The following is a 23,797-nucleotide window of genomic DNA, read 5'->3' on the forward strand; positions in this document are numbered from 1 at the left end:
CTCCCTTCGACTGCTGCGCGCTCAGGGTAAACTTCTCGCCCAATTACCTTCAAAACAAAAAACCCAACTACTTAAAAATCAAGTAATTGGGTTTCGATTTGTGGTCCCACCTGGGCTCGAACCAGGGACTTTCTGATTATGAGTCAGATACTCTAACCAACTGAGTTATAGGACCAGTGTGTTTCAACACTTCGGACGGCAAAAATAGAGATTACTTCCCTTTTCACCAAATGAAAAGCAAAATATTCAAAAAATAAAAAATATTTCAACTAAAAAATTAGTTTAAACTAAAAATTTAGTTATATTTGCCTCTGTAAATAAGAAAACTATGAAAGAATTAACCAAAGCAGAAGAAGAAGTAATGCAGTATTTATGGCAACTTGATGAAGCTAAAGTTGCTGAAATTATTGAACAAATGCCTAAACCTAAACCTGCCTATAACACGGTTTCTACTATTATTCGGATTTTAGAACAAAAGAAATTTGTGGATTATAAAAAACAAGGGCGTGGACATATTTACTTTCCACTAGTAAGTAAGGATGAATATTCTAAAGCCAGTATGAATAATCTTTTAAATAATTATTTTGATGGTAACCTAAAATCGATGTTTTCATTTTTTACCAAGAAAAATGATATCAATATAAGCGACTTAGAACAAATTTTGAAAGAACTTAAAAAAGATCAAAATGAATAACATCTTCACCTACTTAGTTTTGGTTTTCGCATTTCAAGGGGTATTGCTGCTTAGCTATAGGCTTATACATTTGCCGGTTAAAGCAAATCTTAATCGCATGATTCTGTTAAGTACAACTATACTTTCTTTGTTGCTTCCGCTTCTTGTAATGCAACTTCAATGGAATCCTTTAGAAATTGCCAAAGAATCATCAACTTCAATAAATGAGCCTAAGATTCAACTTGAGGAAATTGAATTATTTATGAATACTGAAATAGCTTCTCTTCCAACAAAATCTCCTGTTTTTTCATGGAACACAAGTAATCTTAGCATTTTACTGTATTTAACGGGGGTAAGTTTTTCCTTTTTCTTATTCATTAGAAAGTTGAAAACTGTCCTAAAAATCAAAAAGCAATCAACCCAGAAGTGGATTGGAAACCAGGTGTACTTTGAACTAAAAAACACCCATGATGCTTTCAACTTTTTTAATTGGATTTTTATGGGCAACAAACTTACTCCTCAGGAAAAAGAACTCATCTATATTCACGAAAAAGAACATCGGAATTTAAAACATAGTTTTGATTTACTCTTGCTTGAAATCTTAAAAATAATATTTTGGTTCAATCCGCTTTTCATTTGGTTACAGAGAGAGCTTAAAGCAGTACACGAGATTCAAGCCGATAAAAAAATTGAAAATCAATCTACTCAGGCCTACGCCCTACTTTTACTTCAAAAAACAATGCATTGCCAATCAATTACATTTATAAATACCTTTAATAAACCACTCATAAAAACTAGAATTATGTTACTAAAAAACACCCAACAAAAAAGAAATGGATTTCATTATTTAGCTTTAATTCCGCTACTTCTACTCCTGATTTCTGGAGGTAGTTTTGCGCTCAACAAAAGTACTATTGAAACAGAAAACAAGGAAGAAATCTACCTTAACCAACTTGAAGTATGGAATGAAACGGGTAAGGAAGTGCAACTAACTCAATTTGCACAAAAAGTGAATCAGTTTAAGAATCATCAATTAAGCGAAGAAGAATTTAAAATGCGAAAAGCATGGTTGAAATTTCAATCTAATAAATCAGATCAATTCGAAATGAACATTAGCCTAAATAAGTTAAAATATGCTGATTATTTATCGTTCAAAGCTTCTAATGATACGATTTCTTTTGCTAATGTTGAGGAAGTACCTGTATTTCCAGGTTGTGAAAACTTTTCATCACAAGATGAACTAAAAGCTTGCATGCAACAAAAGATTACAGAACACGTAAGGAATGAGTTCAACACTAAATCAGTAAAAGCTTACTCTCAAGTAGGTAATAATCGAATTTATGTTTCTTTCATCGTTAATACTGAAGGAAAGGTAGTTGATATTAAAGCCCGGTCTGAAAAGCCAGAACTCACCGAAGAAGGTAAGCGTGTAATAAGCAAATTACCAAATATGCAACCTGCTAAGCATAAAGACAAAGCGGTTAGTATATCGTATAATTTACCTATTGTTTATCAAATTCCAGACAAAAAGAAAAAAGGAATAGAAAAATAAGCCATCGTTTATATGAAAAACTCATCTTTTTTCCTTTTGATATTTCATCTTAGCTTTGGTTTGTCTGCACAAAAAGCAAGTTTGGTAAATGAAAAATTTGATCAATATCCTGAAATTGTTGATTGCAAAAACCACTCTTCATACCAGGAAGCAAAAGAATGTATTTCATTAAAAATTAATCAGCATGTACAAAAAAATATAAGCTATAATAGCTTAAACAAAATTGTTAATGCTTCTTTTAAAAACATCTTACCTGAAGACGAATGGCAGGAATTAAAGGGTACAGGAATGGCGCTGGATTTTAAGGTTAGTGTAATCTTAAGCTACGACAAAAAATGGCGGGTAAAAAACATTGAAACACAATTCCCTAAAACCGAAACTTACCTAGAAGCTTTTTTTGAAAGCTTACCTGCAATAAAGAAAGCAGGTGTTTATGATGGAAAATTGATCAATCTGGTTTATCATGTGCCTTTTAAAGTATTTGTAGTTTTTTATTAAAAAAGCTGGTGTTGAATAATAAAATACTAAGCTTTTGAAAACTAATCTTTTTCTTTACTTTTGAACACAAATTTAAATAATGAAACGCAACACCGGAATTAAAATTGGCATCAGCTTATTATTGTGTTTTGTGGTTGCTGGCATAGGGGGTTATGCCACACAAATTAGTGTGGGCAATTGGTATGTTGAATTGAATAAACCAAGTTTTAATCCTCCTAATTGGGTGTTTGGCCCAGCTTGGACACTACTCTACATCTTAATGGGCATTGCTGCTGGCTTAGTTTGGAAAGCTGGACTCAAGCAGGCAAAGGTTAAAAAAGCACTGGGCATTTACTTATTCCAGCTGATGCTAAATTTAAGTTGGTCTGTAGTCTTTTTTGGAAACCAAGAAATTTTTGGCGCGTTAATGATTATATTGGGCTTACTTTTTATGATTATAATGACAATAATTTCATTTTTAAAAGTAAACCGAATTGCAGCCTATTTGTTATTCCCCTACCTTTTTTGGGTACTCTTTGCTAGCCTTTTAAATTTTGAAATCTGGCAATTGAATTAACTATTTATACCAATTTGACTATTAAATGTCGTTAAGAGAGTGAAATTGCTTTTTTCATATATAACGCTGTGAATAATTTGCATCCCGTACGTACGGGACGGAAATTGTGAACAAGGAAGTATATGGAAAAATGAATGAGCTAAATAGCGTCATTTGATGGTTAAATTGGTATTCAACTTGCTGCTATACCTTGAGCTACAACAAAACCGCCTGTCCACGCATTTTGAAAATTAAAGCCTCCAGTTACTGCATCTATATTTAGCATTTCACCAAGCATATAAAGGTTTTTATAGTTTTTTACTGAAAAATCTTTAAAATCAATTTGCTTTAAATCAACGCCCCCAGCAGTTACAAACTCTTCTTTAAATGTACTTTTACCATTAATTTCATACGCGGTATTGGTGAGTTGAGCAGCAAATTTTCTCAATTGCTTATGGGTTAAGTCTTGCGCTTTCGTAGATTCATCTATACCCAATTCTTCCAATAGAAATTTCCATAAACGCTTGGGCAAGTCAAAAGTATATAAATTTCCTATTTGCTTTTGTTTTTCAGTATTTTTCAACTGAATCAAGGCTTCAAAAACTTCCTCTTCATTTTTAGATTTTGTCCAGTTAACATGTAAATCAAATTGATAATTGAGTTTAAAAAGTGTTCTTGCACCCCACGCAGATAGCTTCAATATACAGGGACCTGACATCCCCCAGTGAGTAATTAACAAAGGACCTTCAGAGGTTAATTGTTTTAATTCTGAAGCATTTACATTTTTATTGTTAGCCGTTACTTTTACACTTGCTTCTGTGCTAATTCCCGCCAATTGCTTAATCCTTGATGCATCTTTAAAATCGAAAGTAAATAATGAAGGTACGGGAGAAACAACCTCAATTCCTTTGGTAGATAAAAACTTCCATACCTTAGGACTGCTTCCTGTAGCTAAAATTAAATGTTTGGCAAGAAGCCTATCATCGGTGGTCATTATATTCCAAAGCTGCGTAGCTTCATCAAAGTTGAAATCGGTGAAGGCGGTAGAAGTAAGAATTTCAATTTGGTGTTTTTTACATAAATGGAGAAAGCAATCAATAATTGTTTGCGATTGATCAGATACTGGAAATACCCTTCCGTCATTTTCAATTTTGGTAGCAATCTCATTTTCTTCTAACCAAGCCATCATGTCGCCAGTCATAAATTGATGAAAAGGACCTAAAAGTTCTTTGTTTCCCCTGGGGTAATTTTGAGCTAAAGACTTCGGTTCAAAAACCGCATGGGTTACATTACAGCGCCCACCTCCAGAAATTTTAACTTTTTGAAGTACATGTTGAGTTTTTTCTAAAATCAAAATCTTAGCATTGGGCTGCTGTTCTGCTAACTGAATAGCTGCAAAAAAACCAGCTGCTCCTCCTCCAACAAAAACCGCATCGTATGTATTTTTCAAACCTTCTATTTTAATGCAAAAGTAAGTGAGTTTATTGAAAATACTTTACGAAACCTAAAAAAAGCACAGAAATAAAAAAACATGCCAAAAAAACTAGTCCCTCAAGAATTACTTTTTATTTTTGGGCTTTCAAATTTAGTTTTCAGCAAACAACAAAACGCCTTGAGTAAATACACAAAAGTATTCATTTCATTAGGAAGTAATTTAGGAGATCGATGGCATCATCTTCAGGAAGCAATTGATCAAATTTATCAAAAAATTGGTCTGATAACTCAGGTGTCTCAAGTCTATGAAACACCAGCTTGGGGCTTTGAAGGAAGTCCTTTTTTAAATGCATGTATTGAAATTGAAACGATTTTTTCTGCTGAAAGATGCCTGAAAGAACTACTTGAAATTGAGCTTGAATTAGGGAGAACAAGATTGCCCAATGGCGAGTACTCCAACCGAAGTATTGATTTAGACATTTTATTTTATGGGCATGAAAGCCACCAAAGCCAATCATTAATTGTACCTCATCCTAAACTAACCGAGCGTGATTTTGTTTTAGCTCCGCTGAAAGATATTGCACCAAAGTTTAGCCATCCTAAATTAGGGAATCGAATAATAGAATACTTTAATAAGTTTACTTCTCCATCTATTAAAATAGTAGATGACCTAAAATTAAAAATCCCTCAACTGCCTATTATTCAATACCAATACTTAGCTATTGAAGGGAATATTGGGGCTGGAAAAACCAGTTTAGCGAGTTGTATTGCGCATGATTACAATGCCAAATTTATTCCCGAACGCTTTAAAGATAATCCCTTTTTACCCAAGTTTTACAAAGATCAAAGTCGTTATGCCTTTCCGCTAGAAATGTCTTTTTTAGCCGACAGACACCAACAACTCTTAGATGATATTTCGCAATTTGAATTATTTTCTGAATTTGCTGTTGCCGACTACGACTTCTACAAGTCCTTAATTTTTGCACAAGTTACTTTAGGTGAAGATGAATACCGATTGTACAAGAAGGTTTTTGATATCATGTACAAAGAATTACCTAAACCTGATGCCTACATTTACCTCTACCAAAACACCGAACGATTGCTGAGTAATATCAAAAAACGCGGTCGTGGTTACGAACAAGAAATTCAACCTGAATACCTTGAAAACCTCAACAAAGGCTATTTAAATTTCATTAAAAATCAGCAGTTTTTAAAGGTGAAAATTATAGATATTTCTGAATTAGACTTTGTTGAAAACCGTAAAGACTACCTCCATCTACTTGAAGAAATAGCTGGCTTCTAGCAAATTATAAATTCTGAATTATAAATTTTAATTTGACCCTGTACGTTTTTTAAAGCTTTGCGGCTGTGAGACTGAGTGTAAAAAGTTTAGAGCGAAAGGGGCTATAAAAAACTTAGGCCTTTTAATATAAACCTGTTACCGAAAATGATAACAGGCCATTCAATTCTATGAATACTTTTTAAATTCCTTCTATCACCATCACTAATCGTTACCCTTTCAGGACTTCCCTGTGCTCAGCATGACTAAAAACTAGATTAAACACGTTCAATAACGGCAGCGTATCCTTGGCCAACGCCGATGCAAAGTGTAACTAAGGCGTATTTTTTTTGGGTGAGTTGTAATTCTAATGCAGCGGAATAAGCAATTCTTGCACCAGTAACTCCAAGTGGATGACCCATAGCAATAGCGCCTCCATTAGGGTTAATTCTTGGGTCATCGTCTTTTAGTCCCCAAGCTCTTATACAGGCTAAAGATTGTGCGGCAAATGCTTCATTTAGCTCGATTATATCCATATCGTTCATGGTCAATCCTGCTTTAGCTAAGGCTTTATTCGAAGCTTCAACAGGGCCAATACCCATAATTCGTGGTTCTACACCTACTACCGCAGAACTAATGATTTTAGCCATAGGCTTTAGCCCATAATCTTTAACTGCCTTTTCTGAAGCAATTAAAGTAGCGGCAGCACCATCGTTTAAGCCTGAAGAATTTCCCGCAGTAACACTCCCTTCTTTTTTGAATGCAGGTCTTAGTTTAGCTAAAATTTCTAATTGAGTGTTTGGTTTTACAAATTCATCTTTAGAAAAAATGATAGGGTCTTTTTTTCGCTGTGGAATACTAACGGAAATAATTTCTTTAGCAAGCCTCCCATTTTCTTGTGCTTTGGTTGCTTTCATTTGTGAGTGATAGGCAAAAGCATCCTGATCTTCTCTTGAAATATTGTGAATTTCAACTAAATTTTCAGCTGTTCTTCCCATTCCATCAGTACCATACATTTCATGCATTTTTGGATTGACAAATCGCCATCCAAAGCTTGTATCGTACATTTTAGCATCATTTCCATAAGCTGATGATGGCTTGGCTATGGCGTAAGGTCCGCGCGTCATGTGCTCAACCCCACCCGCAATAAACAAATCGCCATCTCCAGCTTTAATGGCTCTATTGGCGTGAATAATGGCCGAAAGCCCACTTGCACAAAGTCGGTTTACGGTTTCTCCAGGAACACTATGTGGCAAACCCGCCAATAATGAGGCCATTCTTGCTACGTTTCTATTGTCTTCGCCTGCCTGATTAGCACAACCCATGATAACATCATCATAAGCATCTTTTGGTATCACTGGGTTTTTATTGGCCAACTCCTGAATTACTAAAGCGCCTAAATCATCAGCTCTTACGGGTGATAAAGTTCCTTTGTAATTTCCAATTGGTGTTCTAATTCCGTCTATTATATATGCATCCATTTTCTATAGTATTATATTCAATCTAAAGCCAATCGCTTTGAGATTGCTGTTATTAATTCTTGTGTATCTTGAAATTTATTAATCTGTTGATTACTGAGCAAAGTTTCTAAGTCGTAATGATTTTGGTAAAAAATGATTGGAAAATTGTACTTCGGTAAAAATTTTGAAGAAAATTGTTTTTCAAATTCATCTTTATGAAGAAATTTCATTTCAATAGAAGTATTTTTTTTGAATTTTCTCCAGCTTCTTTTCTCGGTCAATTTTCCATACGTAAGTGCACACAAATTACAATCGTAAGTAGAAGGCTTCAGGATTTTGTGGGCAAAATCTAAGCATTGATTTTTTGAATCACTGTTAGCGTTGTAAACAAAAATCAAGGACTGTGTCATTTACTCTTTTTTAAGGTCTAATTTTTCAGCAAAATAATCGCAAAAATCCTTCATAGTTTCCGTCATTTTTTCATCATTGGTGGCACGGTAGTAGGTATCACTCATGGTTACCAAGGTCTGATGAAAAAACTTTTTCATTTCATCCATGGGCATATCTTTTGTCCAAAGATCAATTCTAAGTGTTTCTTGGTTGTGGTGATCCCAAAGCGAAAGCATGACTGCTTTAGCTTCTTCGTTTTCAACCCCACCATCTTGGGCAGACCAAGTTAAGTTTTCTGGGATGTTATTTTCATCGGTTTCTACGTTGACTTGTATGGTTGATTTTTTTGAACTCATTATTTTCTGGGTTTGTAATTTGATTTATTGTATATTTCTTCAGCTTCTAAAGTTAGCATTTCTTCCAGGCTAATTTCATTTTTATCCATAAATGCTTCTACAATTCGGTAGCCAATAAATTGACCAAGTCGCGGTGGACTTTCATTGTCTAATTCCAAGTAAAACTTAGAATAAGGGCCAATATTTATAAAGCGTTCTTTCAGTTTTTGGTCTGAACTGTATAATAAAGATTTTTCTACAAAATATTTCCAGATTTGTGCTTCATTGGCATACGCCCAATCCAATTCAGCTGTGGTATAATCAAAGGCAAAATGAGGTTCCTGAAAGCGCTGTAATAAACTTTTAATGTATAGGATTTTTCCGTGATGCACCATGGTGGACAAGAATTTTCTTGAGGTGCTTCTTGGTACTAATTTTTCAGCATACACTTGAGCTACATCAGAAATTAAATAGTCAGGAGTTTGTAACCTAGCTAAATAACTAGCAAAACCTTCATAAAAGTGATGCTCCTCTCCCAGGTAATTATCTAAGGAAACCAAAAGTATATCTTCATTTAAAATCACTTTATTTCTGTAGTCCACTTCTTCAGCTAAGGTGATAATTTTAGGTGTAGGAATTTGAGGAAAATAATACTTTAAATGCTGAAATAATTTTTCTAATTCGGCTTGTTCGTTTTCAAAGGAAGGGAATGCTTTACTTACTTCTGTATTAATTTCTGCTTGAAGCGTATCTTTCATTTTTTCAATATAAGCTTCATTGGGCACCTCTTCAGAAAAAAGCATGGGGTAATTGTTTTTCAGTTGAATAAGGTTTGAAGGCGTGGCGGAAGCAAATTCTTGGTCAAAGCGATTGATTTCTATTTCAACGGGGATAGCCGCAATTTCTTGAGCAACTTGGTCTTCTTTTTGACAAGCCGAAAAAAATAACATTAAAATCAAGCAGCAAAGCCTATACTTTGAATACATAAAAAAATTTTCTTGCAAAGCTAATGATTTAAAATGAGTTGATTTATTGGGTTTTAAGAAGTATTAAGAAGTTAAGGCTTTAGAAAAAATCAAATATATTTTTAAGCGACTAACTAACTTGCGAAATTGTATGATTTTTTTTTATTAGAGTAATTCCTTATCAGGTTTGATTATTCATTTTTATAGACAAAGAAAAATAAAGCAACTAAACAGCTTCATTTGATGGTTCATTTAGCATGAGTGAGAAGATGAACTAAACTTCTGTTAAGCCTATTTAGAATCAATCAAAATGTTTATCTTTGCTGCGAGGAAAGATTTGACTGATTGCAACCTCTAAAAATGCTAAAGCAGCTTCTTCATTTTTGGAATGCCTCCAGTCTTCTTTTTAGTTGAATTAAAATTGTAAAAATATGCCTTATTTATTTACCTCAGAAAGTGTTTCTGAAGGTCATCCCGATAAAATAGCAGATCAAATTAGTGATGCTTTACTAGACTATTTTTTAGCCTTTGATGAAGATTCTAAAGTAGCTTGTGAAACACTTGTAACCACAGGTCAAGTAGTTTTAGCGGGTGAAGTAAAAAGCAACACCTATATTGATGTACAACAAGTAGCTAGAGATGTGATTAATGATATTGGTTATACCAAAGGTGAATACCGATTTAGCGGTGATTCATGTGGGGTGATTTCCCTCATTCATGAACAATCTCCCGAAATTAACCAAGGTGTTGATAAAAAAGCGAAAGAAGAGCAAGGCGCAGGCGACCAAGGAATGATGTTTGGTTACGCCACCAATGAAACCGATAATTATATGCCGCTTGCTCTAGCCATTTCTCATCGCATTATGATTGAATTGGCAAAATTAAGAAGAGAGCATACTGAAATCACTTACTTAAGACCTGATGCCAAAGCGCAAGTAACTATTGAATATAGTGATGACAACGTGCCTCAAAAAATAAATACCATTGTAGTTTCTACTCAGCATGATGAATTTGACGAAGATGATAAAATGCTTAATCAAATAGCTCAAGATGTCAAAAACATATTGATTCCAAGAGTAAAGACTTACTTTAATGAAGAAGTACAGCAACTATTTGATTCTGAAATCACATATCACGTCAATCCTACTGGAAAATTTGTGATTGGCGGACCTCATGGAGATGCGGGCCTGACGGGTCGAAAAATTATAGTTGACACCTATGGTGGGAAAGGCGCTCACGGAGGTGGTGCTTTTTCTGGAAAAGACCCGAGTAAAGTAGATCGTTCAGCAGCTTATGCTACAAGACATATTGCCAAGAACTTAGTGGCTGCAGGAATTGCTGATGAAGCTTTAGTGCAAGTTTCTTATGCTATTGGAGTAAAAGAGCCTGTATCGCTTAACGTAGAAACTTACGGAACCGCAAAAGTTGATTTAATGGATGGCGAAATTGCTAAAAAATTAGAAGCAATTTTTGATTTAACCCCTGCTGGTATTGAAAATAGATTAAAGCTTAGAAACCCTATCTATCGTGAAACAGCAGCTTACGGCCACATGGGACGCCCCTACAGAAAAGAAAGAAAAGTTTACAAATCAAATTATTCTGGTGAAGTTACTAAAGAGGTTGAATTGTTTACTTGGGAAAAATTAGACTACGTAGATAAGCTGAAAGAGGCTTTCGAAATATAGTAAAGCATCTACAAGTTAAAAATAAAAAGTGCTTCAACCAAAATTGAAGCACTTTTTATTAAGAAAAAATCTGACTTATCTATTTCTTTGGAATCTGCTGAAGTACTTCTTTGGTAAACTTCCAAAACTTCTGCATAGATGAAATGCTTGCTCTTTCGTCTGGCGAGTGTGCTCCACGAATTGTAGGGCCAAATGAAATCATATCCATTTCAGGATAGTGACTTCCTAAAATTCCACATTCTAAACCAGCATGACAAGCAGCAATATTGGCTTTTTCGCCATTTTGATTTTGATAAATCTTATCTAAAACCTTCAGTATGCTTGAATCTGGATTAGGAGCCCAACCTGGATAATCACCGGTTAATTCAACTTCAAAACCAGCCAATTCAAAACTTGAGCGCAAACTATTAGCTAGATCAATTTTATTAGATTCTACAGAAGACCTGGTTAAGCAATGTACTTCGGCTGTGCCGCCTTTGACTTCAATTCTAGCTATATTATTTGAAGTTTCTACTAAGCCGTCAATATCTGGACTCATTCTATAAACGCCATTATGAGCGGCATAAACTGCTTTCAAAAAACCTTCTTGTACGCCAATATCCATGACCATTTCTGGCATTTTTGAAGGCTGTATGGTAATTTCCATGTGTGGCTCTATACTTTTATACTCTTGTTTAATTTCGTCAATCAAGATTTTCATTTCTTCTAGAAAAACTGCTTTGTGTAGTTGATCTACCACTACTACAGCCTGACTTTCTCTAGGGATGGCATTTCTTAATCCACCACCAAAAAGATGGGCAATTCGAAGTCCAAAGTTAGTGTAAGAATCAAACAACAAACGATTTAATAGTTTGTTTGCATTAGCTAATCCTTTAATGATATCCATACCCGAATGCCCGCCTTGCAGTGATTTAATTTTGATTTCAAAAGCCTCAACTTGACTTGGCACAGGTTCTTGTTTATAAGTTCTTATGGCCGATAAGTCAACACCGCCGGCACAGCCTATTCCTATTTCATCATCTTCTTCTGTATCTAAGTTTAAAAGAATTTCGCCTTTTAGAATAGTTGGATCTAATTCTTTGGCTCCTGTCATTCCCGTTTCTTCGTCAATAGTAAACAAGGCTTCAATAGGCGGATGTGCAATATCTTCACTTTCCAAAATAGCCATAATAGTAGCAACGCCAAGGCCATTATCAGCACCTAGAGTAGTTCCTTTTGCACGAACCCAATCGCCATCAATATACATATCTATTCCTTGGGTTTCAAAATTGAATTCTGTATCGTTATTTTTTTGATGAACCATATCCAAATGCGATTGCAAAACAATGCTTTTTCGGTTCTCCATTCCTTTAGAAGCAGGTTTGGTAATCACCACATTTCCAATAGCGTCCTTTTGAGTTGGAAGTCCAAGTTTTTTTCCAAAATCGAGCATAAAAGCAATCACACGCTCTTCTTTTTTGGAAGGCCGTGGCACTTCATTCAAGTCGGCAAAATTCTTCCAGACGGCCTTTGGTTCAATAGTTCTAATATCTTCATTCATAAAATTCAAATTTTCACAAAAATAAGAAAGATAAAAAGGAAAAATTGAGAATTAAGAAATATATTGGAGTATAAAATCAAATTACTAATATAGCAAGTGATAAAATTAACATTGTAAAGGCTGGAAATGACTTTTTAGGCTCGTCCTTTACTTTTATGTGCATTCCAATTGCACCAAGCATTAAAAAGCCAATACCTGCAGCTGAAATTTCGACAATACTAGGGAGAAAAATTCCTGCTATTAGTCCTATAGCGAATAGCAACTTTAGACCTCCTACTAAATACATCATGGTTTCATTTAAGCCATAAACTTCAAATTCTTTTTTCATACTCGGAGCATCTGCGCCTCGAAAGGGAGTGGATTTATTAAATCTGAACAACCAAACATTGAAAATAGTTGCAGCAACAATTACCTGAATAATGATTTTTAAGTACTCCATAGTTTTTCTTTCAAATATAACCATGACTAACTGAAAAACTAATCATTTAAAAAACAATTAATAAATCAAAATTCAAAAATCCAAATAAATAAAGATTTACCCATTTTTTAACCCTTTATATAAGGTTAATCAAAAACTAATACTCATATTAAATAAAAAATTAAAAATGGAAAAAGTAATGATTATTGGAGCCAACGGCACAACGGGAAGAATAGTTAGTAAAATACTAGCTAATTCAAAAAAATACTAAGCAATAGCCATGATTAGAAAAGTAGAACAGACTGAATTTTTTAACAAACTTGGAGTTGAAACCTGTATAGGCGATTTAGAACAGGATTTTAGTAACTGTTTTAACTGCATCGACAAAGTTATTTTTGCAGCAGGATCGGGAAGCAAAACTGGCCCAGAAAAAACAACAAGTGTTGACCAAGAAGGAGCTAAGAGAGCGGTGAATTATGCTGAAAAAAACAAGCTCAAAAAGTTTGTTATGCTAAGCAGTATTGGAACCTATCAACCCGAAAAAGCAGGCGACTTAGAACATTACATTAGAGCTAAAAAAGAAGCTGATGAGTATTTAAGAAAAAGTAAACTTAGTTTCAGTATTGTTCAGCCTGAGGGATTAACTAATGAAAAAGCTTCAGGTAAGGTCAAAATGGCTAAACAATTAAGTGATTACGGTTCTATTTCACGAACTGACGTAGCTCATATTCCAATTGAATGTTTAACTGATGATGTGCTGCTAATAAAAAATCTTTTGAAGTAATTGAAGGGAACGATGCTATTAAAAACGCTGTTTCTAACATTTATTCAATAACAAAAAGCCCTTTGAAAAAAGGGCTTTGGTATATACTATGTAAAAGCGATTTTATTTTTTAAATTTAGAATACTTATTCTTAAATTTATCGATACGTCCAGCGGTATCTACCAATTTCTTTTTACCTGTGTAAAAAGGATGTGAAGTTCTAGAAATTTCTAGCTTAATCAATGGGTATTCAACACCATCAACATCTATAGTTTCTTTTGCCTCAGCTGTAGATTTAGTCAAAAATATCTCATTGTTTGACATATCTTTAAATGCTACTAATCTATAATTCTCTGGGTGTATGCCTGCTTTCATCTCTTTTCTATTCTTTAAAAATTCAGTGTGCAAATTTAATCAATCTTATTTATCTAACAAATTTAATTTCAACTATTTTTAATGAAGTTTCAACTTTCAATAAATTCATCTAGTAAAACAGTAGAAATTGAATTGAAAACAAACAACTTATTGGTTTTCAAGCTCAAATACTTTATTTAATAAAGCCACAGTATCATCGGTAGAACCATTAGCGCTTCTTAAGTGTGAGGCAAAACTACGCGTGATTTTGTGAATGATTCGATCTGAAATCAACTTGGCTTGTTCTTCATTAAAAGCTTCAAATTTTTTAGACTGATAATCTAATTCTTCATCTTTAAATAATTCAAATTTTTCTTTCAAGGCTTTAATGGTGGGGGCAAACTTACGCGTATCTAACCATTCATAAAATTCAGCTTTAACCTCATCAATTATAGTTTCCGCTTGAGGAATATAGGCTTTTCTTTTAGAAAGTGTTTCATCAGTCAACTTAGACAGATGATCCATGTGTAATAAATTCACATTAGTTAATTCATTCACGTTATCATTTACATTTTTAGGTATCGATAAATCTAAAATAAGTAAAGCTTTTTTGGTGTGAATTAATTCTTTAGTAATTGTAGGATGCTGAGCACCTGTAGCAACAATAAGTATATCAGATTTTCTGATTTCGGCTTGAAGTTCAGAAAAATCTTTAACTTCTAAATTAAATTTACCGGCTACTTCTTCAGCTTTATCTTTGGTTCTATTAATTAAAGTAATATTTTTATTGTGAGTGTGCTTCACTAAGTTTTCACAAGTATTTCTTCCAATTTTCCCTGTTCCAAATAATAAGATATTTTTGGTGGTAGAAAAATCGATTTTATCCATAATATATTGAACTGAAGCAAAAGAAACCGATGTTGCTCCAGATGAAAGTGCGGTTTCATTTTTAATTCTTCTACTTGTTTGAATTACCGAATTAAAAAGTCGTTCTAAAAAAGCATTAGACATTTCGCGCTTTTTAGAAAGGATAAAAGCAGATTTCATTTGAGAAATAATCTCAAAATCACCCAATATCTGACTATCCAAGCCTCCGCCTACTCTAAACATGTGGGCAATAGCTAAATCATCTTTATAGATGTACCCCACTTCTTTAAAAGTTTCTTTATTACCCAAGCTGTGTGCACAAAGCAAATCAATTAATGTGCTCACTTCATCACAAAAACCGTACAACTCGGTACGGTTACAGGTAGAAGTTACCACCACTGCATCTAAGCCCTTAGTTTTGGCATCTTCTAATAAGGCATTTCGTTGCGCTAAACTTAAGCTAAACTTTCCGCGTACAAATGCATCGGCCTTTTCGTAGCTCAAACCTACGGCAAAGAAACTTTTAAAATTTGATACTTGATACATTTGCATGTATTATAATTTTGACGCAAAAATAAATCATAAGCTTATTTTAAAATAACGCTCAAAGTTCTTTTTGTGTTGAAAAAAGGTTTTTCTTTGAATTTGTGATAAATATCATCTATTTGCCCTAGATTTGCCTTATAGTAAGGCTTAACGAAACAACTAATTAGAATGATTCTAAATAAAATAAAGTAAAATTATGACACCTCAAGCAAAAAATGTCGCTATAAGTTCAGAGCAACTTTTTGAAGTTAATGAAGACTTTACCTTATTGCATATTAAAAATAATTCATCAGATAATCAATGTTTTACCCACCCTATAAATGAAAACTACATTCAATTTCATTTCTGTGTAAAAGGCAAAGTAAAATTCAATTTTAACCAAGGACGTTATGCCATAGATATTTTAGAAGACCAATCCTTATTGTTATACAATCCAGAAAAAGGTTTACCTATCAACTTAGAGGTTTATCAAGATTCTTGGATGGTAAGTGTTTTGGTTTCAATTAAAAAATTACACCAATTATTTTCTAGGGAGGCATCATATATCGACTTCCTTACCGATGAAAATCGCGATAAAAAATACTACAAACAAGGTGAAATTTCTCCAGCAATGGCTGTTGTTTTAAGTCAGATTCTAAATTATAATATGCATGCTTCAGTCAAAGAAATTTATTTAAAAGGAAAGGCATATGAATTATTAGGTCTGTTTTTTAATCGACCAGAAGAGGCCGATATTGAACAATGTCCTTTTTTAGATGATGAAGACAATGTGAAGCGAATTAAATTAGCTAAGGAAATTATTATTCAGCGCATGGTAAGTCCGCCAAGCTTAAATGAACTAGCCGAAGAGGTTGGCTTAAGTTTAAAAAAACTAAAAGAAGGCTTTAAAGAAATTTACGGTGACACTGCTTATTCTTTTCTTTTGGATTACAAGATGGACTATGCAAGGAAGTTATTGGAGCGTGGCAAACACAATGTAAACGAAGTTGGTTTAGCAGTAGGCTATAGCACGTCAAGCCATTTTATAGCAGCCTTTAAAAAGAAGTTTGGTACCACTCCAAAAAAATACATTCAGGATTAAAATACATCTATGGATTATTCCAAAAAAAATAAATCATACACTCTAGATGAAGCCAAATTAAGACTGGCTAAATACTGCACTTACCAAGACCGTTGCCATTTTGAAGTTGAAAAAAAACTCAATGAAATGCGGATGATTCCGGCTGCTCAGGAAGAAATCATTATTTTTTTAATGCAAGAAGGCTTTTTAAACGAAGAACGATTCACAAGAAGTTTTATCAGAGGAAAGTTTTATTCCAAAAACTGGGGTAAAACTAAAATTAATCAACAGCTAAGATTAAAACGTATTCCTCAAAGTTTGATTATTTTGTGCATGGATGAAATTAAACCAAGTGATTACTTTAAAACTTGTTTATCATTAGCTGAAAAAAAATTAAAACAACTTGAAGGTCAAATAACTCTAAAAAACAAACAAAAAATTCAATCTTACCTCTATCAAAAAGGCTATGAAAGTGAACTAATTTACGAATGTTTGAATGAATTGAAGTAAAAAAAATAAATTATTTGAAGAATAACATTCAACTTGAATTTACTGCTAAAAAAAATGTTCATCATTAAAAAATTCTCTTTTAAAACTAATCATTATAGAAATTACTAACTTAGCAACTTCTACTAAATCTGGAAAAATGAGCAAACTAAGAAAAGTTTTATGGGGTATTTTCATTTTTATTGCCATTACACTTTTGGGGCTATATGCAACAGGTTACGAATATATTTTGAAAGGCGTAAGAGTGGTTTATATGACAGGACATTCTACAGCTTTTATCGATGATCATAAGTATTTTGATAATCGCGTCATTGACAATGCAACCCCTCAACCACTAACTAAGCATCCTCACTACAATCAAACTTCAAGTACAAAACGATTAGACAGTATTAATCAAACTTTAGGAACAATAGCTTTTCTCATTATTAAAGACGATGAAATATGGTATGAAAATTATCATCAAGACTATGGACCTACTAGTCAAACTAATTCGTTTTCAATGGCTAAAAGCATAACATCTATGCTCTTAGGAAAAGCCATAGAAGACGGTTTTATAAAAGGTTTAAACCAAAAGGTAATCGATTTTTTTCCAGATTTAAAAGGGGAATATGCTAAAGAACTTAGCGTAGGTGATTTAGCCTCCATGTCCTCGGGATTAAACTGGGATGAAGATTATTATTCGCCTTTTTCCATGACAGCACAAGCTTATTACGACAACCATATTCGCGATTTAATTTTAAGCCTAGAAGTCACTGAAGCGCCTAACCAATCCTTTAAGTATTTAAGTGGAAATACTCAACTTTTAGGAATGCTCATTGAAAAAGCCGTCAATCAACCGCTTTCCAATTATTTAAGTAGTTCATTTTGGAAACCTCTAGGAATGGAAAATCATGCTTTGTGGCAACTTGATGGATTAGATAGCGGAATGGAAAAAACCTATTGCTGCATTTCTTCCAATGCCAGGGATTTTAGTAAAATTGGAATGCTCTACAAAAATCAAGGGCAATGGAATGGAAAACAACTACTTAATTCAAAATTCACAGCTCTTTCTACCCAAGCTAAATTTGAAGATTCTCCGGAATACGGCTACGGATTTTGGCTGAGTAACCACCTTGGCAAACAAAGCTTTATCATGCGTGGTATTCTAGGGCAATACGTAATTACTATTCCTGAAGACGACCTAATCATTACAAGATTAGGCCACCAGAGAAGTCAGGAAAAAATCAATAACTTCCCTAAAGACATGTACATTTATATGGAAGAAGCCTACCAAATGTTGAACTCAAAAAATTAATCCATGTTAGAAAAAATCAATCTTGAACACATTTTATTTCTGGATATTGAAACCGTTCCAGAAGCAGAAAATTACACCGATTTAAGCCCATTAAAACAACAACTATTTGCCGATAAAACAGCTTATCAAAGAAAGGAGGATTTTACGCCAGAAGAGTTTTACGAACGTGCTGGAATTTGGGCTGAATTTGGAAAAATTGTTTGTATTTCTGTAGGCTATTTTAGACTAAATGGAACAGAACGACAACTACGCCTAAAAACTTTTCACGGAGAAGAAAAAGATTTACTAATCGAATTTAAACAGCTTCTAGAATCACACTTTTATCATCCCTATCACCTACTCTGCGCGCATAATGGAAAAGAATTTGATTTTCCTTACATAGCTAGAAGAATGATTATTTTAGGAATTGCTTTGCCTAATAAATTGCAATTATTTGGAAAGAAACCTTGGGAAATTCCACATTTAGATACCTTAGAAATGTGGAAGTTTGGCGATTATAAACATTATACTTCTTTAAAATTACTTACAGAAATTTTACACGTCCCTTCTCCCAAAGATGATATTGATGGAAGTGAAGTAGCTAAAGTATTTTACCAAGAAAAAAATATTGACCGGATTATTACTTATTGTGAAAAAGATGTAGTGGCCATTGCTCAAATTTTCTTGCGTTACCGACAAGAAGAATTGTTAGAAGAAGACGAGATTAAAGTGGTGGGATAAAATCAACTAAGCTTCAAGAAAACTTGAGGCTTAGTTGAAAAATTGATATCAATTAAGCGACTTAAATCAATCCAAATTGCTCAAAGTGGTGATTAAAGTGTTTTCTGTTCAATAATTTCCATTCAAAATAAGTCAATTCTCCAAAAACAACATTTTTTGTAGTAGTTTCTGGGTGTTCTCTGAAGAATTTTTCAAAAGCCTCATAGGCCTCATAAAAATTTTCTTTAGCCTTGGCTAAGTCATTGTGTTTTAATTCTTCTAAGTCATTTTCTTTCAGTAATGGCATTTTATAATTATGTGGCATTTTTTCATAATTATAAAGTGTTTCCTGTACTTTTTCCAGGTATTCTTGAGGTGTAGCCACTTCAAAATCTGAAATTTCACCTGTAGCAATGCGTAGTCCCATTTCCAAATGTTCTACCATGTGCTGGGGTGTCATTATTCCCCAATTAGCTTTAGCATCTTCAGTTAAAGCGCTTATTTTTTGTTGTAAGAAGTTTAGATCTATCTCATGAAAAGTAGTTTGTTTTTTCTGTACCATGGTCAAAATAGTAGCAATAGCCACTAATTTATCTTCTTCTTCAACAGCCTCAACATCAAACACTTCTACATACCACTTTACAATTCCACTTGGCAATTCTTTCCCTTTTTGGTCGCGATCAACTTTTTCCTTACAAGTAAGGCGAACATTAATTGTATCATTGTGGTATAAAGGCCTTAAAAATCGTATTTCTTCTAAACCATAGTTAGCCGCAACAGGACCTTTATTTGGATATACAAATAAACCAGCCGCAGCCGAAATAATGAAATAACCGTGAGCTGTACGTTGTTCAAAAATACTTCCTTCTAACGAAGTAATATCCGTATGTGCATAAAAGTGATCCCAAGTTAAATTTCCGAAGTTGATGATATCGGTATCGGTTAAGGTTCGGTTATGGGTTTGCAATGACATTCCTGGCTTAATTTCATCCCAATGATAAGCAAAAGGATGTTTTTCAGCTGGCTTATAATCGGCTTTAGCCTGATAAATCCCAGTAATTTCGGTTAAGGTTGTTGGACTGCCTTGAATAGCGCATCGTTGCATGTAATGTTTAATTCCTCGTTTACCACCCATTTCTTCACCTCCACCAGCACGGCCAGGCCCGCCATGAACCAAGGTAGGTAAAGGTGACCCGTGGCCAGTGCTTTGTTTGGCTGATTCTCTATTTACTGATAGTATTCTTCCGTGATGAGAAGCAGCGTTTATAGTATATTCACGAGCTATTGAATTATCATTGGTAAAGATTGAACTTACCAAAGAGCCTCTTCCTTTTTTAGCAAGGGCAACGGCTTCATCAAGGTTTTTGTAGGGCATAAGCGTACTTACGGGACCAAATGCTTCAGTAACATGAGCCGCTTCATTCTTAAAAGGCTCGTCTTCTCTTAGTAAAATTGGTTTTATAAAAGCACCCTTTTTAAAATTCGCGCCAACCGCTTCAGCAGGCTCAAAATCGCCGTAAACAAGTTGGGCTGTTTTAGTAATTTCACTCACTTTTTGCTTAACGTCCTCTACTTGCTTTTTATCAATTAAGGCACCCATTCGTACTTCTTTTAAACGTGGGTCACCTAGGCTAGTTTTATCCAGAGCTTTTCCTAAAGCAATTTGCACATCCTCCATCAGGTGTTCGGGCACTAAAATTCTTCTAATTGCGGTACATTTCTGTCCGCATTTAATAGTCATTTCATTTTTTACTTCTCGAATAAACAATTTAAATTCAGGAGTACCAGGGACAGCATCTTCACCTAGAATAGAGGCATTTAATGAATCGGCTTCCATAGTAAATGGCACGGCTTCTTGAGTTAAACGAGGATGAACTTTAAGCAGTCTTCCTGTAGAAGCCGAACCAGTAAACGTAACTATATCTTGCGATTCAACAGAATCTAAAATAGTTTTGGCGGTTCCGCTAATGAGCTGTAATGCACCTTCTGGTAAAATTCCAGAAGCAATAATTTCTTTAACTACAGCTTCCGTAAGGTAAGCCGATTGTGGAGCGGGTAAAACTACGGCTGGAACACCGGCCATCCAATTAACCGCACATTTTTCTAGCATTCCCCAAACGGGGAAATTAAAGGCATTAATATGTACAGCAACTCCTTCTTTGGGGACCAAAATATGATGGGCCATAAATTTACCGCCACGCGACAAATCGATGGGCTCTCCCTCTACATCAAAGGGCTGATTAGGAAAGAGTTTTCTCAATGAAGCATTGGCAAATAAATTCCCAAAACCTCCGTCAATATCAAACCAAGAATCAATTTTTGTAGCTCCTGTGCGGTAGCTAATTTCATAAAAATGTTTTTTCTTTTTTTGAAGGTAAAAAGCTAGCGATTTAAGCATATTACCACGCTCTTGAAATGTCATTTTACGAAGGGCATTAGCCTTTTCTCTTCCGTAAGCTAAAACTTCAGGAATATCAAAGCCTTCTACGTTTACATTAGTAAAATGTTCACCCGTTACCGAATCAAAAATGGGGTGTCCTTCGCCTTTTCCTTGGGTCCAATTGCCTTGAATATAACTTTGTGTTGTTTGTTGCATAGTGTTCATTATTTTAACTGAAATCACCTGAAGCGAAATCGTTTGAATGTTTATATAAGAAATTCAAATATAAGTAAAATTAGTTGGCATTTGAGCAAGACCTACTTGGTCTTTATTGAATCTTAAAGGAATTGAAAACCTCTGAAGAATACTTGCTATGCTTCAAAATATAGGTAAATTGAAATTACAAGCCACGTTCTTTCTGAATTCGCTCATAAGCATCCTGCACCTTGTTGAATTTTTCTTGAGCGCCTTTTTGGTAGGCTTCATCCATGTGCTGTAATTTATCTGGATGGTATTTTTTGGCCATTTTCCTATAAGCCTTCTTTACCTCATCATTAGAAGCTGAAGATTCAATTTCAAGAATTTTGTATGCATCGTCTGCCGATTTAAAGAACATAGCTTTTATGCTTTCATAATCATTTCTTCCAATATTGAGGTGATTGGCAATTTGTAAGAGCGTTTGTTCTTCTGCTGTAGAGACGTGCCCATCAGAATTTGCAATGTTAAATAAGAAATGTAGGACTTGTAAACGAACTTCGTATCTTAGCCTTGGACGAATGAAATCACATATTTTTTCTGCTGAAATTTCTCGGTTTTTAACTACTTCATTAAAAGTTCTAAAAGTGGCATTAGCTCTTTCTTTTCCGTAGGATTGAACAAAGTATTTCCTTACAAAATCTAACTCAGATTGTTTTACTTTTCCATCAGACTTAATAACTAAGGAAGCTAGTGAAAGTAAATTTAACTCAAAATCTTTAGGGGTTACACTTTGACCTCCAAAAGGATTGGCATTTCCTCCGGTGTTAATTCGTATTTGTGATTTAAAAAAAGTATCTAAAACCGAACCAATAAAAAAGCCAACAAGGGCTCCAAGGAAGCCTCTAAACCCAAATCCAATGATGGCACAAATCCATTTAAACATAAAAATAATTATTGGTGCAAATATATAACAAGCTTTAAATTATGCTAGGACATTTTGTATTTAGTTAACCGATAAAATTACAGCTAAATAACTTACTAGATTACACAAAAAAATTAGCACTTAATTTATATGATTTACCTTCTTTAAAAAATTGTCTTCGTTGGTTGTTTTATAAGCCTTTTCAGCTGTTTTTTTAGCTTTTTGAGTTTGGTCGGTTTTCAAGTATAAATCTACCAATTTCTGATAGGTAAGTGTTGATTTTCTTAAGCTTACTGCTTTTTTATAATAATTTTCTGCGGCTTTAAAATCTTTTTCTTCTTCAGCAATTAGTCCTTTAGTAAGTGCTCCATCAACCGGGCTTATCTCTTCAAGTTCATTTGCGTAAGACCTCGCTTTTTCTATGCTACCTCCAATTATGCTTGGTAACTCAAGATATAATTGCACTAAAGCCCATCTTACCTCAATGTGATTAGGGTCCAGTCTTGCTGCTTTATTTAAATGCTTTTTTACGTCTTCAACTAAAAAAACTGCCTTAAACTTATTTAGAGTTTTTGCGTAAAGCCCCAAGGCACCTCCATACTTAAAATTATAATCGGCGTTGGAGGGAGCTATATTCACTAGTTCAGAATAATATGTTGATGCCCTTTCCCAATTTTCTTTTTCGGCATATATTTTACCCATTAAGCTCAGAGCTTTTTCATCTTTAGGATTTTCTTTTACTATTTGCTCAAGTGTTTGAATAGCTTTTGCTGAATTTCCAGATTGGTAGAAATCTTGAGCTTCTTGAAGCCCTTGTGCAGTTCCCCAATGAAAAACAAAAACAATCAAAACGAAGTTGATAATTTTCATTGTGTAGTATATTAATTAATTTTTAACTGAAGTCTTTTCTTCAGAGGAGTTTCTTGTGGGCGGATAATTTTTTAAAGTCATGCTAACAGTTTCAGCAAGAAATTGATGCATTTGTTCATCGTTAAAGCTAGCTTTCATTTTTCGCTCTACTACACCTTGCCAAATCAATTCATTGGTAAGTGCATCGGCAACTTCTATTGTTAAAGCAATAACAGGATGATTTCCTTGTGGAGTTTTTGTACCTACAGCTCCGCCAATAGCTCCTCCGTAAACACCTAAACTGACTCCCATAGATGTTGAGCTTAGTTGTTGGTAGTATTCTACATAAAAGTTAATGGAGGATTTAGCAATAAGCGTGCTTGATAATCCTTTTTCAGTTAAATTTTCTTCAATAGCATCTAAAACAACCTCATCTTCTTCAGGGGTTAAGCCAGAATTTGGGTTATAAAAATTAAAAGTTGAATACTTAGTAAAGTCTGTACTTTCATCATAATCAACAAAAGATTTAGAAGATTTACAAGAAACTAGTAAAACTACAAGCATAAACAAGCTAGTTAATTTCATAATTAAGAA

24 protein-coding genes and 1 tRNA gene are annotated in these 23,797 nt (G+C 34.1%); 11 read left to right on the forward strand and 14 right to left on the reverse strand.

Translation table 11 applies throughout. The features are described 5' to 3' along the window. Positions 1 to 101: 101 nt before the first annotated feature. A tRNA-Ile gene (locus G7034_RS09145) sits at positions 102 to 175 on the reverse strand. A 153-nt stretch (positions 176 to 328) separates the two neighbouring features. Between G7034_RS09145 and G7034_RS09150 the strand changes: the two genes are divergently transcribed. The 4 genes from G7034_RS09150 to G7034_RS09165 all read left to right on the forward strand — a co-directional run bounded on the left by G7034_RS09150 (position 329) and on the right by G7034_RS09165 (position 3,279). Next, positions 329 to 694: a BlaI/MecI/CopY family transcriptional regulator gene (locus tag G7034_RS09150; protein WP_166400661.1), complete on the forward strand. Its 366-nt coding sequence runs from the start codon at positions 329 to 331 to the stop codon at positions 692 to 694. Further along, complete coding sequence (locus G7034_RS09155; protein ID WP_166400662.1) at positions 687 to 2,225, forward strand: M56 family metallopeptidase; 1,539 nt, start codon at positions 687 to 689, stop codon at positions 2,223 to 2,225. The genes G7034_RS09150 and G7034_RS09155 overlap by 8 nt, the downstream gene beginning before the upstream one ends. Positions 2,226 to 2,237: 12 nt before the next feature. Further along, on the forward strand, positions 2,238 to 2,723 hold the full coding sequence (locus G7034_RS09160) for a hypothetical protein (protein WP_166400663.1): 486 nt from the start codon (positions 2,238 to 2,240) through the stop codon (positions 2,721 to 2,723). A gap of 79 nt (positions 2,724 to 2,802) precedes the next feature. Next, positions 2,803 to 3,279 (forward strand): TspO/MBR family protein, encoded by a 477-nt coding sequence (locus tag G7034_RS09165; protein ID WP_166400664.1) that lies wholly within the window; start codon positions 2,803 to 2,805, stop codon positions 3,277 to 3,279. 172 nt (positions 3,280 to 3,451) lie between these two features. On the opposite strand, the gene G7034_RS09170 is transcribed toward G7034_RS09165, so the two are convergent. After that, on the reverse strand, positions 3,452 to 4,708 hold the full coding sequence (locus G7034_RS09170; protein ID WP_166400665.1) for a BaiN/RdsA family NAD(P)/FAD-dependent oxidoreductase: 1,257 nt from the start codon (positions 4,706 to 4,708) through the stop codon (positions 3,452 to 3,454). An 81-nt stretch (positions 4,709 to 4,789) separates the two neighbouring features. On the opposite strand from G7034_RS09170, the gene folK reads away from it, so the two are divergent. Next, positions 4,790 to 5,995, forward strand: a complete 1,206-nt coding sequence (gene folK, locus G7034_RS09175; RefSeq protein ID WP_166400666.1) for a 2-amino-4-hydroxy-6-hydroxymethyldihydropteridine diphosphokinase — start codon at positions 4,790 to 4,792, stop codon at positions 5,993 to 5,995. A 254-nt stretch (positions 5,996 to 6,249) separates the two neighbouring features. Here folK and pcaF read toward each other — a convergent pair whose 3' ends face one another. From pcaF to gldB, 4 genes are read right to left on the reverse strand one after another with little or no spacing between them, the layout of a single operon-like run. Then, positions 6,250 to 7,452 (reverse strand): 3-oxoadipyl-CoA thiolase, encoded by a 1,203-nt coding sequence (gene pcaF / locus G7034_RS09180; protein ID WP_166400667.1) that lies wholly within the window; start codon positions 7,450 to 7,452, stop codon positions 6,250 to 6,252. 17 nt (positions 7,453 to 7,469) lie between these two features. Further along, positions 7,470 to 7,841, reverse strand: a complete 372-nt coding sequence (locus G7034_RS09185) for a GTPase (RefSeq protein ID WP_166400668.1) — start codon at positions 7,839 to 7,841, stop codon at positions 7,470 to 7,472. Next, positions 7,842 to 8,177: a gliding motility protein GldC gene (gene gldC / locus G7034_RS09190; protein ID WP_166400669.1), complete on the reverse strand. Its 336-nt coding sequence runs from the start codon at positions 8,175 to 8,177 to the stop codon at positions 7,842 to 7,844. It lies immediately after the preceding gene. Further along, on the reverse strand, positions 8,177 to 9,142 hold the full coding sequence (gene gldB, locus G7034_RS09195; protein WP_166400670.1) for a gliding motility lipoprotein GldB: 966 nt from the start codon (positions 9,140 to 9,142) through the stop codon (positions 8,177 to 8,179). The genes gldC and gldB overlap by 1 nt, the downstream gene beginning before the upstream one ends. 410 nt (positions 9,143 to 9,552) lie before the next feature. Between gldB and metK the strand changes: the two genes are divergently transcribed. Continuing rightward, the gene (metK, locus tag G7034_RS09200) at positions 9,553 to 10,806 is read left to right on the forward strand and encodes a methionine adenosyltransferase (protein WP_166400671.1); all 1,254 of its coding nucleotides are present in this window, start codon (positions 9,553 to 9,555) and stop codon (positions 10,804 to 10,806) included. Between the two features lie 79 nt (positions 10,807 to 10,885). Here the strand turns inward: metK and G7034_RS09205 are convergent, their stop codons facing one another. Together G7034_RS09205 and G7034_RS09210 are read right to left on the reverse strand one after the other, a co-directional pair. Then, a complete protein-coding gene (locus G7034_RS09205) occupies positions 10,886 to 12,346 on the reverse strand; it encodes an aminoacyl-histidine dipeptidase (RefSeq protein WP_166400672.1) in 1,461 nt (486 codons plus the stop codon). Between the two features lie 76 nt (positions 12,347 to 12,422). Next, positions 12,423 to 12,785: a DoxX family protein gene (locus G7034_RS09210; protein ID WP_166400673.1), complete on the reverse strand. Its 363-nt coding sequence runs from the start codon at positions 12,783 to 12,785 to the stop codon at positions 12,423 to 12,425. Positions 12,786 to 13,044: 259 nt separating this feature from the next. Between G7034_RS09210 and G7034_RS09215 the strand changes: the two genes are divergently transcribed. Further along, complete coding sequence (locus G7034_RS09215; protein WP_246166813.1) at positions 13,045 to 13,548, forward strand: NAD(P)H-binding protein; 504 nt, start codon at positions 13,045 to 13,047, stop codon at positions 13,546 to 13,548. Positions 13,549 to 13,650: 102 nt separating this feature from the next. On the opposite strand, the gene G7034_RS09220 is transcribed toward G7034_RS09215, so the two are convergent. Beyond that, positions 13,651 to 13,902, reverse strand: a complete 252-nt coding sequence (locus G7034_RS09220; protein WP_166400775.1) for a type B 50S ribosomal protein L31 — start codon at positions 13,900 to 13,902, stop codon at positions 13,651 to 13,653. 147 nt (positions 13,903 to 14,049) lie between these two features. Beyond that, complete coding sequence (gene hemA / locus G7034_RS09225) at positions 14,050 to 15,300, reverse strand: glutamyl-tRNA reductase (protein WP_166400674.1); 1,251 nt, start codon at positions 15,298 to 15,300, stop codon at positions 14,050 to 14,052. 190 nt (positions 15,301 to 15,490) lie between these two features. Here hemA and G7034_RS09230 point away from each other — a divergent pair, with 190 nt between their 5' ends. The 4 genes from G7034_RS09230 (at position 15,491) to G7034_RS09245 (ending at position 18,875) form a co-directional block, all read left to right on the forward strand. Next, positions 15,491 to 16,375, forward strand: coding sequence for a helix-turn-helix domain-containing protein (locus tag G7034_RS09230; RefSeq protein ID WP_166400675.1), 885 nt, complete (start codon positions 15,491 to 15,493; stop codon positions 16,373 to 16,375). A gap of 9 nt (positions 16,376 to 16,384) precedes the next feature. Next, positions 16,385 to 16,864, forward strand: coding sequence for a regulatory protein RecX (locus tag G7034_RS09235; protein WP_166400676.1), 480 nt, complete (start codon positions 16,385 to 16,387; stop codon positions 16,862 to 16,864). Between the two features lie 136 nt (positions 16,865 to 17,000). Beyond that, entirely contained in the window at positions 17,001 to 18,155 is a 1,155-nt protein-coding gene (locus G7034_RS09240; protein ID WP_166400677.1) for a serine hydrolase domain-containing protein, read from the forward strand. Positions 18,156 to 18,158: 3 nt separating this feature from the next. Beyond that, positions 18,159 to 18,875, forward strand: a complete 717-nt coding sequence (locus tag G7034_RS09245; RefSeq protein WP_166400678.1) for a 3'-5' exonuclease — start codon at positions 18,159 to 18,161, stop codon at positions 18,873 to 18,875. A 61-nt stretch (positions 18,876 to 18,936) separates the two neighbouring features. Here the strand turns inward: G7034_RS09245 and paaZ are convergent, their stop codons facing one another. From paaZ to G7034_RS09265, 4 genes are all read right to left on the reverse strand, one after another. After that, the gene (paaZ, locus tag G7034_RS09250; protein ID WP_166400679.1) at positions 18,937 to 21,450 is read right to left on the reverse strand and encodes a phenylacetic acid degradation bifunctional protein PaaZ; all 2,514 of its coding nucleotides are present in this window, start codon (positions 21,448 to 21,450) and stop codon (positions 18,937 to 18,939) included. Positions 21,451 to 21,634: 184 nt separating this feature from the next. Next, positions 21,635 to 22,375, reverse strand: a complete 741-nt coding sequence (locus tag G7034_RS09255; protein WP_166400680.1) for a TerB family tellurite resistance protein — start codon at positions 22,373 to 22,375, stop codon at positions 21,635 to 21,637. 120 nt (positions 22,376 to 22,495) lie between these two features. Beyond that, positions 22,496 to 23,224 (reverse strand): tetratricopeptide repeat protein, encoded by a 729-nt coding sequence (locus G7034_RS09260; RefSeq protein ID WP_166400681.1) that lies wholly within the window; start codon positions 23,222 to 23,224, stop codon positions 22,496 to 22,498. A gap of 15 nt (positions 23,225 to 23,239) precedes the next feature. Further along, positions 23,240 to 23,788 carry a DUF4136 domain-containing protein gene (locus G7034_RS09265; RefSeq protein ID WP_166400682.1) on the reverse strand — a complete coding sequence of 183 codons (549 nt, stop codon included), beginning with the start codon at positions 23,786 to 23,788 and terminating at the stop codon, positions 23,240 to 23,242. Positions 23,789 to 23,797 lie beyond the last annotated feature (9 nt).

The organism is Psychroflexus maritimus, from assembly GCF_011089875.1.
GTDB classification, from domain to species: Bacteria; Bacteroidota; Bacteroidia; order Flavobacteriales; family Flavobacteriaceae; genus Psychroflexus; species Psychroflexus maritimus.

Excerpts from the sequence above, each read along its gene's own strand:
- G7034_RS09150 (WP_166400661.1), top strand. The coding sequence starts at position 329 with ATGAAAGAATTAACCAAAGCAGAAGAAGAAGTAATGCAGTATTTATGG.
- G7034_RS09215 (WP_246166813.1), top strand. The coding sequence starts at position 13,045 with ATGATTAGAAAAGTAGAACAGACTGAATTTTTTAACAAACTTGGAGTT.
- paaZ (WP_166400679.1), bottom strand. The coding sequence starts at position 21,450 with ATGCAACAAACAACACAAAGTTATATTCAAGGCAATTGGACCCAAGGA.
- G7034_RS09255 (WP_166400680.1), bottom strand. The coding sequence starts at position 22,375 with ATGTTTAAATGGATTTGTGCCATCATTGGATTTGGGTTTAGAGGCTTC.
- gldC (WP_166400669.1), bottom strand. The coding sequence starts at position 8,177 with ATGAGTTCAAAAAAATCAACCATACAAGTCAACGTAGAAACCGATGAA.
- G7034_RS09205 (WP_166400672.1), bottom strand. The coding sequence starts at position 12,346 with ATGAATGAAGATATTAGAACTATTGAACCAAAGGCCGTCTGGAAGAAT.
- G7034_RS09210 (WP_166400673.1), bottom strand. The coding sequence starts at position 12,785 with ATGGAGTACTTAAAAATCATTATTCAGGTAATTGTTGCTGCAACTATT.
- gldB (WP_166400670.1), bottom strand. The coding sequence starts at position 9,142 with ATGTATTCAAAGTATAGGCTTTGCTGCTTGATTTTAATGTTATTTTTT.
- metK (WP_166400671.1), top strand. The coding sequence starts at position 9,553 with ATGCCTTATTTATTTACCTCAGAAAGTGTTTCTGAAGGTCATCCCGAT.
- G7034_RS09185 (WP_166400668.1), bottom strand. The coding sequence starts at position 7,841 with ATGACACAGTCCTTGATTTTTGTTTACAACGCTAACAGTGATTCAAAA.
- G7034_RS09155 (WP_166400662.1), top strand. The coding sequence starts at position 687 with ATGAATAACATCTTCACCTACTTAGTTTTGGTTTTCGCATTTCAAGGG.
- G7034_RS09265 (WP_166400682.1), bottom strand. The coding sequence starts at position 23,788 with ATGAAATTAACTAGCTTGTTTATGCTTGTAGTTTTACTAGTTTCTTGT.
- G7034_RS09235 (WP_166400676.1), top strand. The coding sequence starts at position 16,385 with ATGGATTATTCCAAAAAAAATAAATCATACACTCTAGATGAAGCCAAA.
- G7034_RS09240 (WP_166400677.1), top strand. The coding sequence starts at position 17,001 with ATGAGCAAACTAAGAAAAGTTTTATGGGGTATTTTCATTTTTATTGCC.
- pcaF (WP_166400667.1), bottom strand. The coding sequence starts at position 7,452 with ATGGATGCATATATAATAGACGGAATTAGAACACCAATTGGAAATTAC.
- hemA (WP_166400674.1), bottom strand. The coding sequence starts at position 15,300 with ATGCAAATGTATCAAGTATCAAATTTTAAAAGTTTCTTTGCCGTAGGT.
- folK (WP_166400666.1), top strand. The coding sequence starts at position 4,790 with ATGCCAAAAAAACTAGTCCCTCAAGAATTACTTTTTATTTTTGGGCTT.
- G7034_RS09245 (WP_166400678.1), top strand. The coding sequence starts at position 18,159 with ATGTTAGAAAAAATCAATCTTGAACACATTTTATTTCTGGATATTGAA.
- G7034_RS09165 (WP_166400664.1), top strand. The coding sequence starts at position 2,803 with ATGAAACGCAACACCGGAATTAAAATTGGCATCAGCTTATTATTGTGT.
- G7034_RS09230 (WP_166400675.1), top strand. The coding sequence starts at position 15,491 with ATGACACCTCAAGCAAAAAATGTCGCTATAAGTTCAGAGCAACTTTTT.
- G7034_RS09260 (WP_166400681.1), bottom strand. The coding sequence starts at position 23,224 with ATGAAAATTATCAACTTCGTTTTGATTGTTTTTGTTTTTCATTGGGGA.
- G7034_RS09160 (WP_166400663.1), top strand. The coding sequence starts at position 2,238 with ATGAAAAACTCATCTTTTTTCCTTTTGATATTTCATCTTAGCTTTGGT.
- G7034_RS09220 (WP_166400775.1), bottom strand. The coding sequence starts at position 13,902 with ATGAAAGCAGGCATACACCCAGAGAATTATAGATTAGTAGCATTTAAA.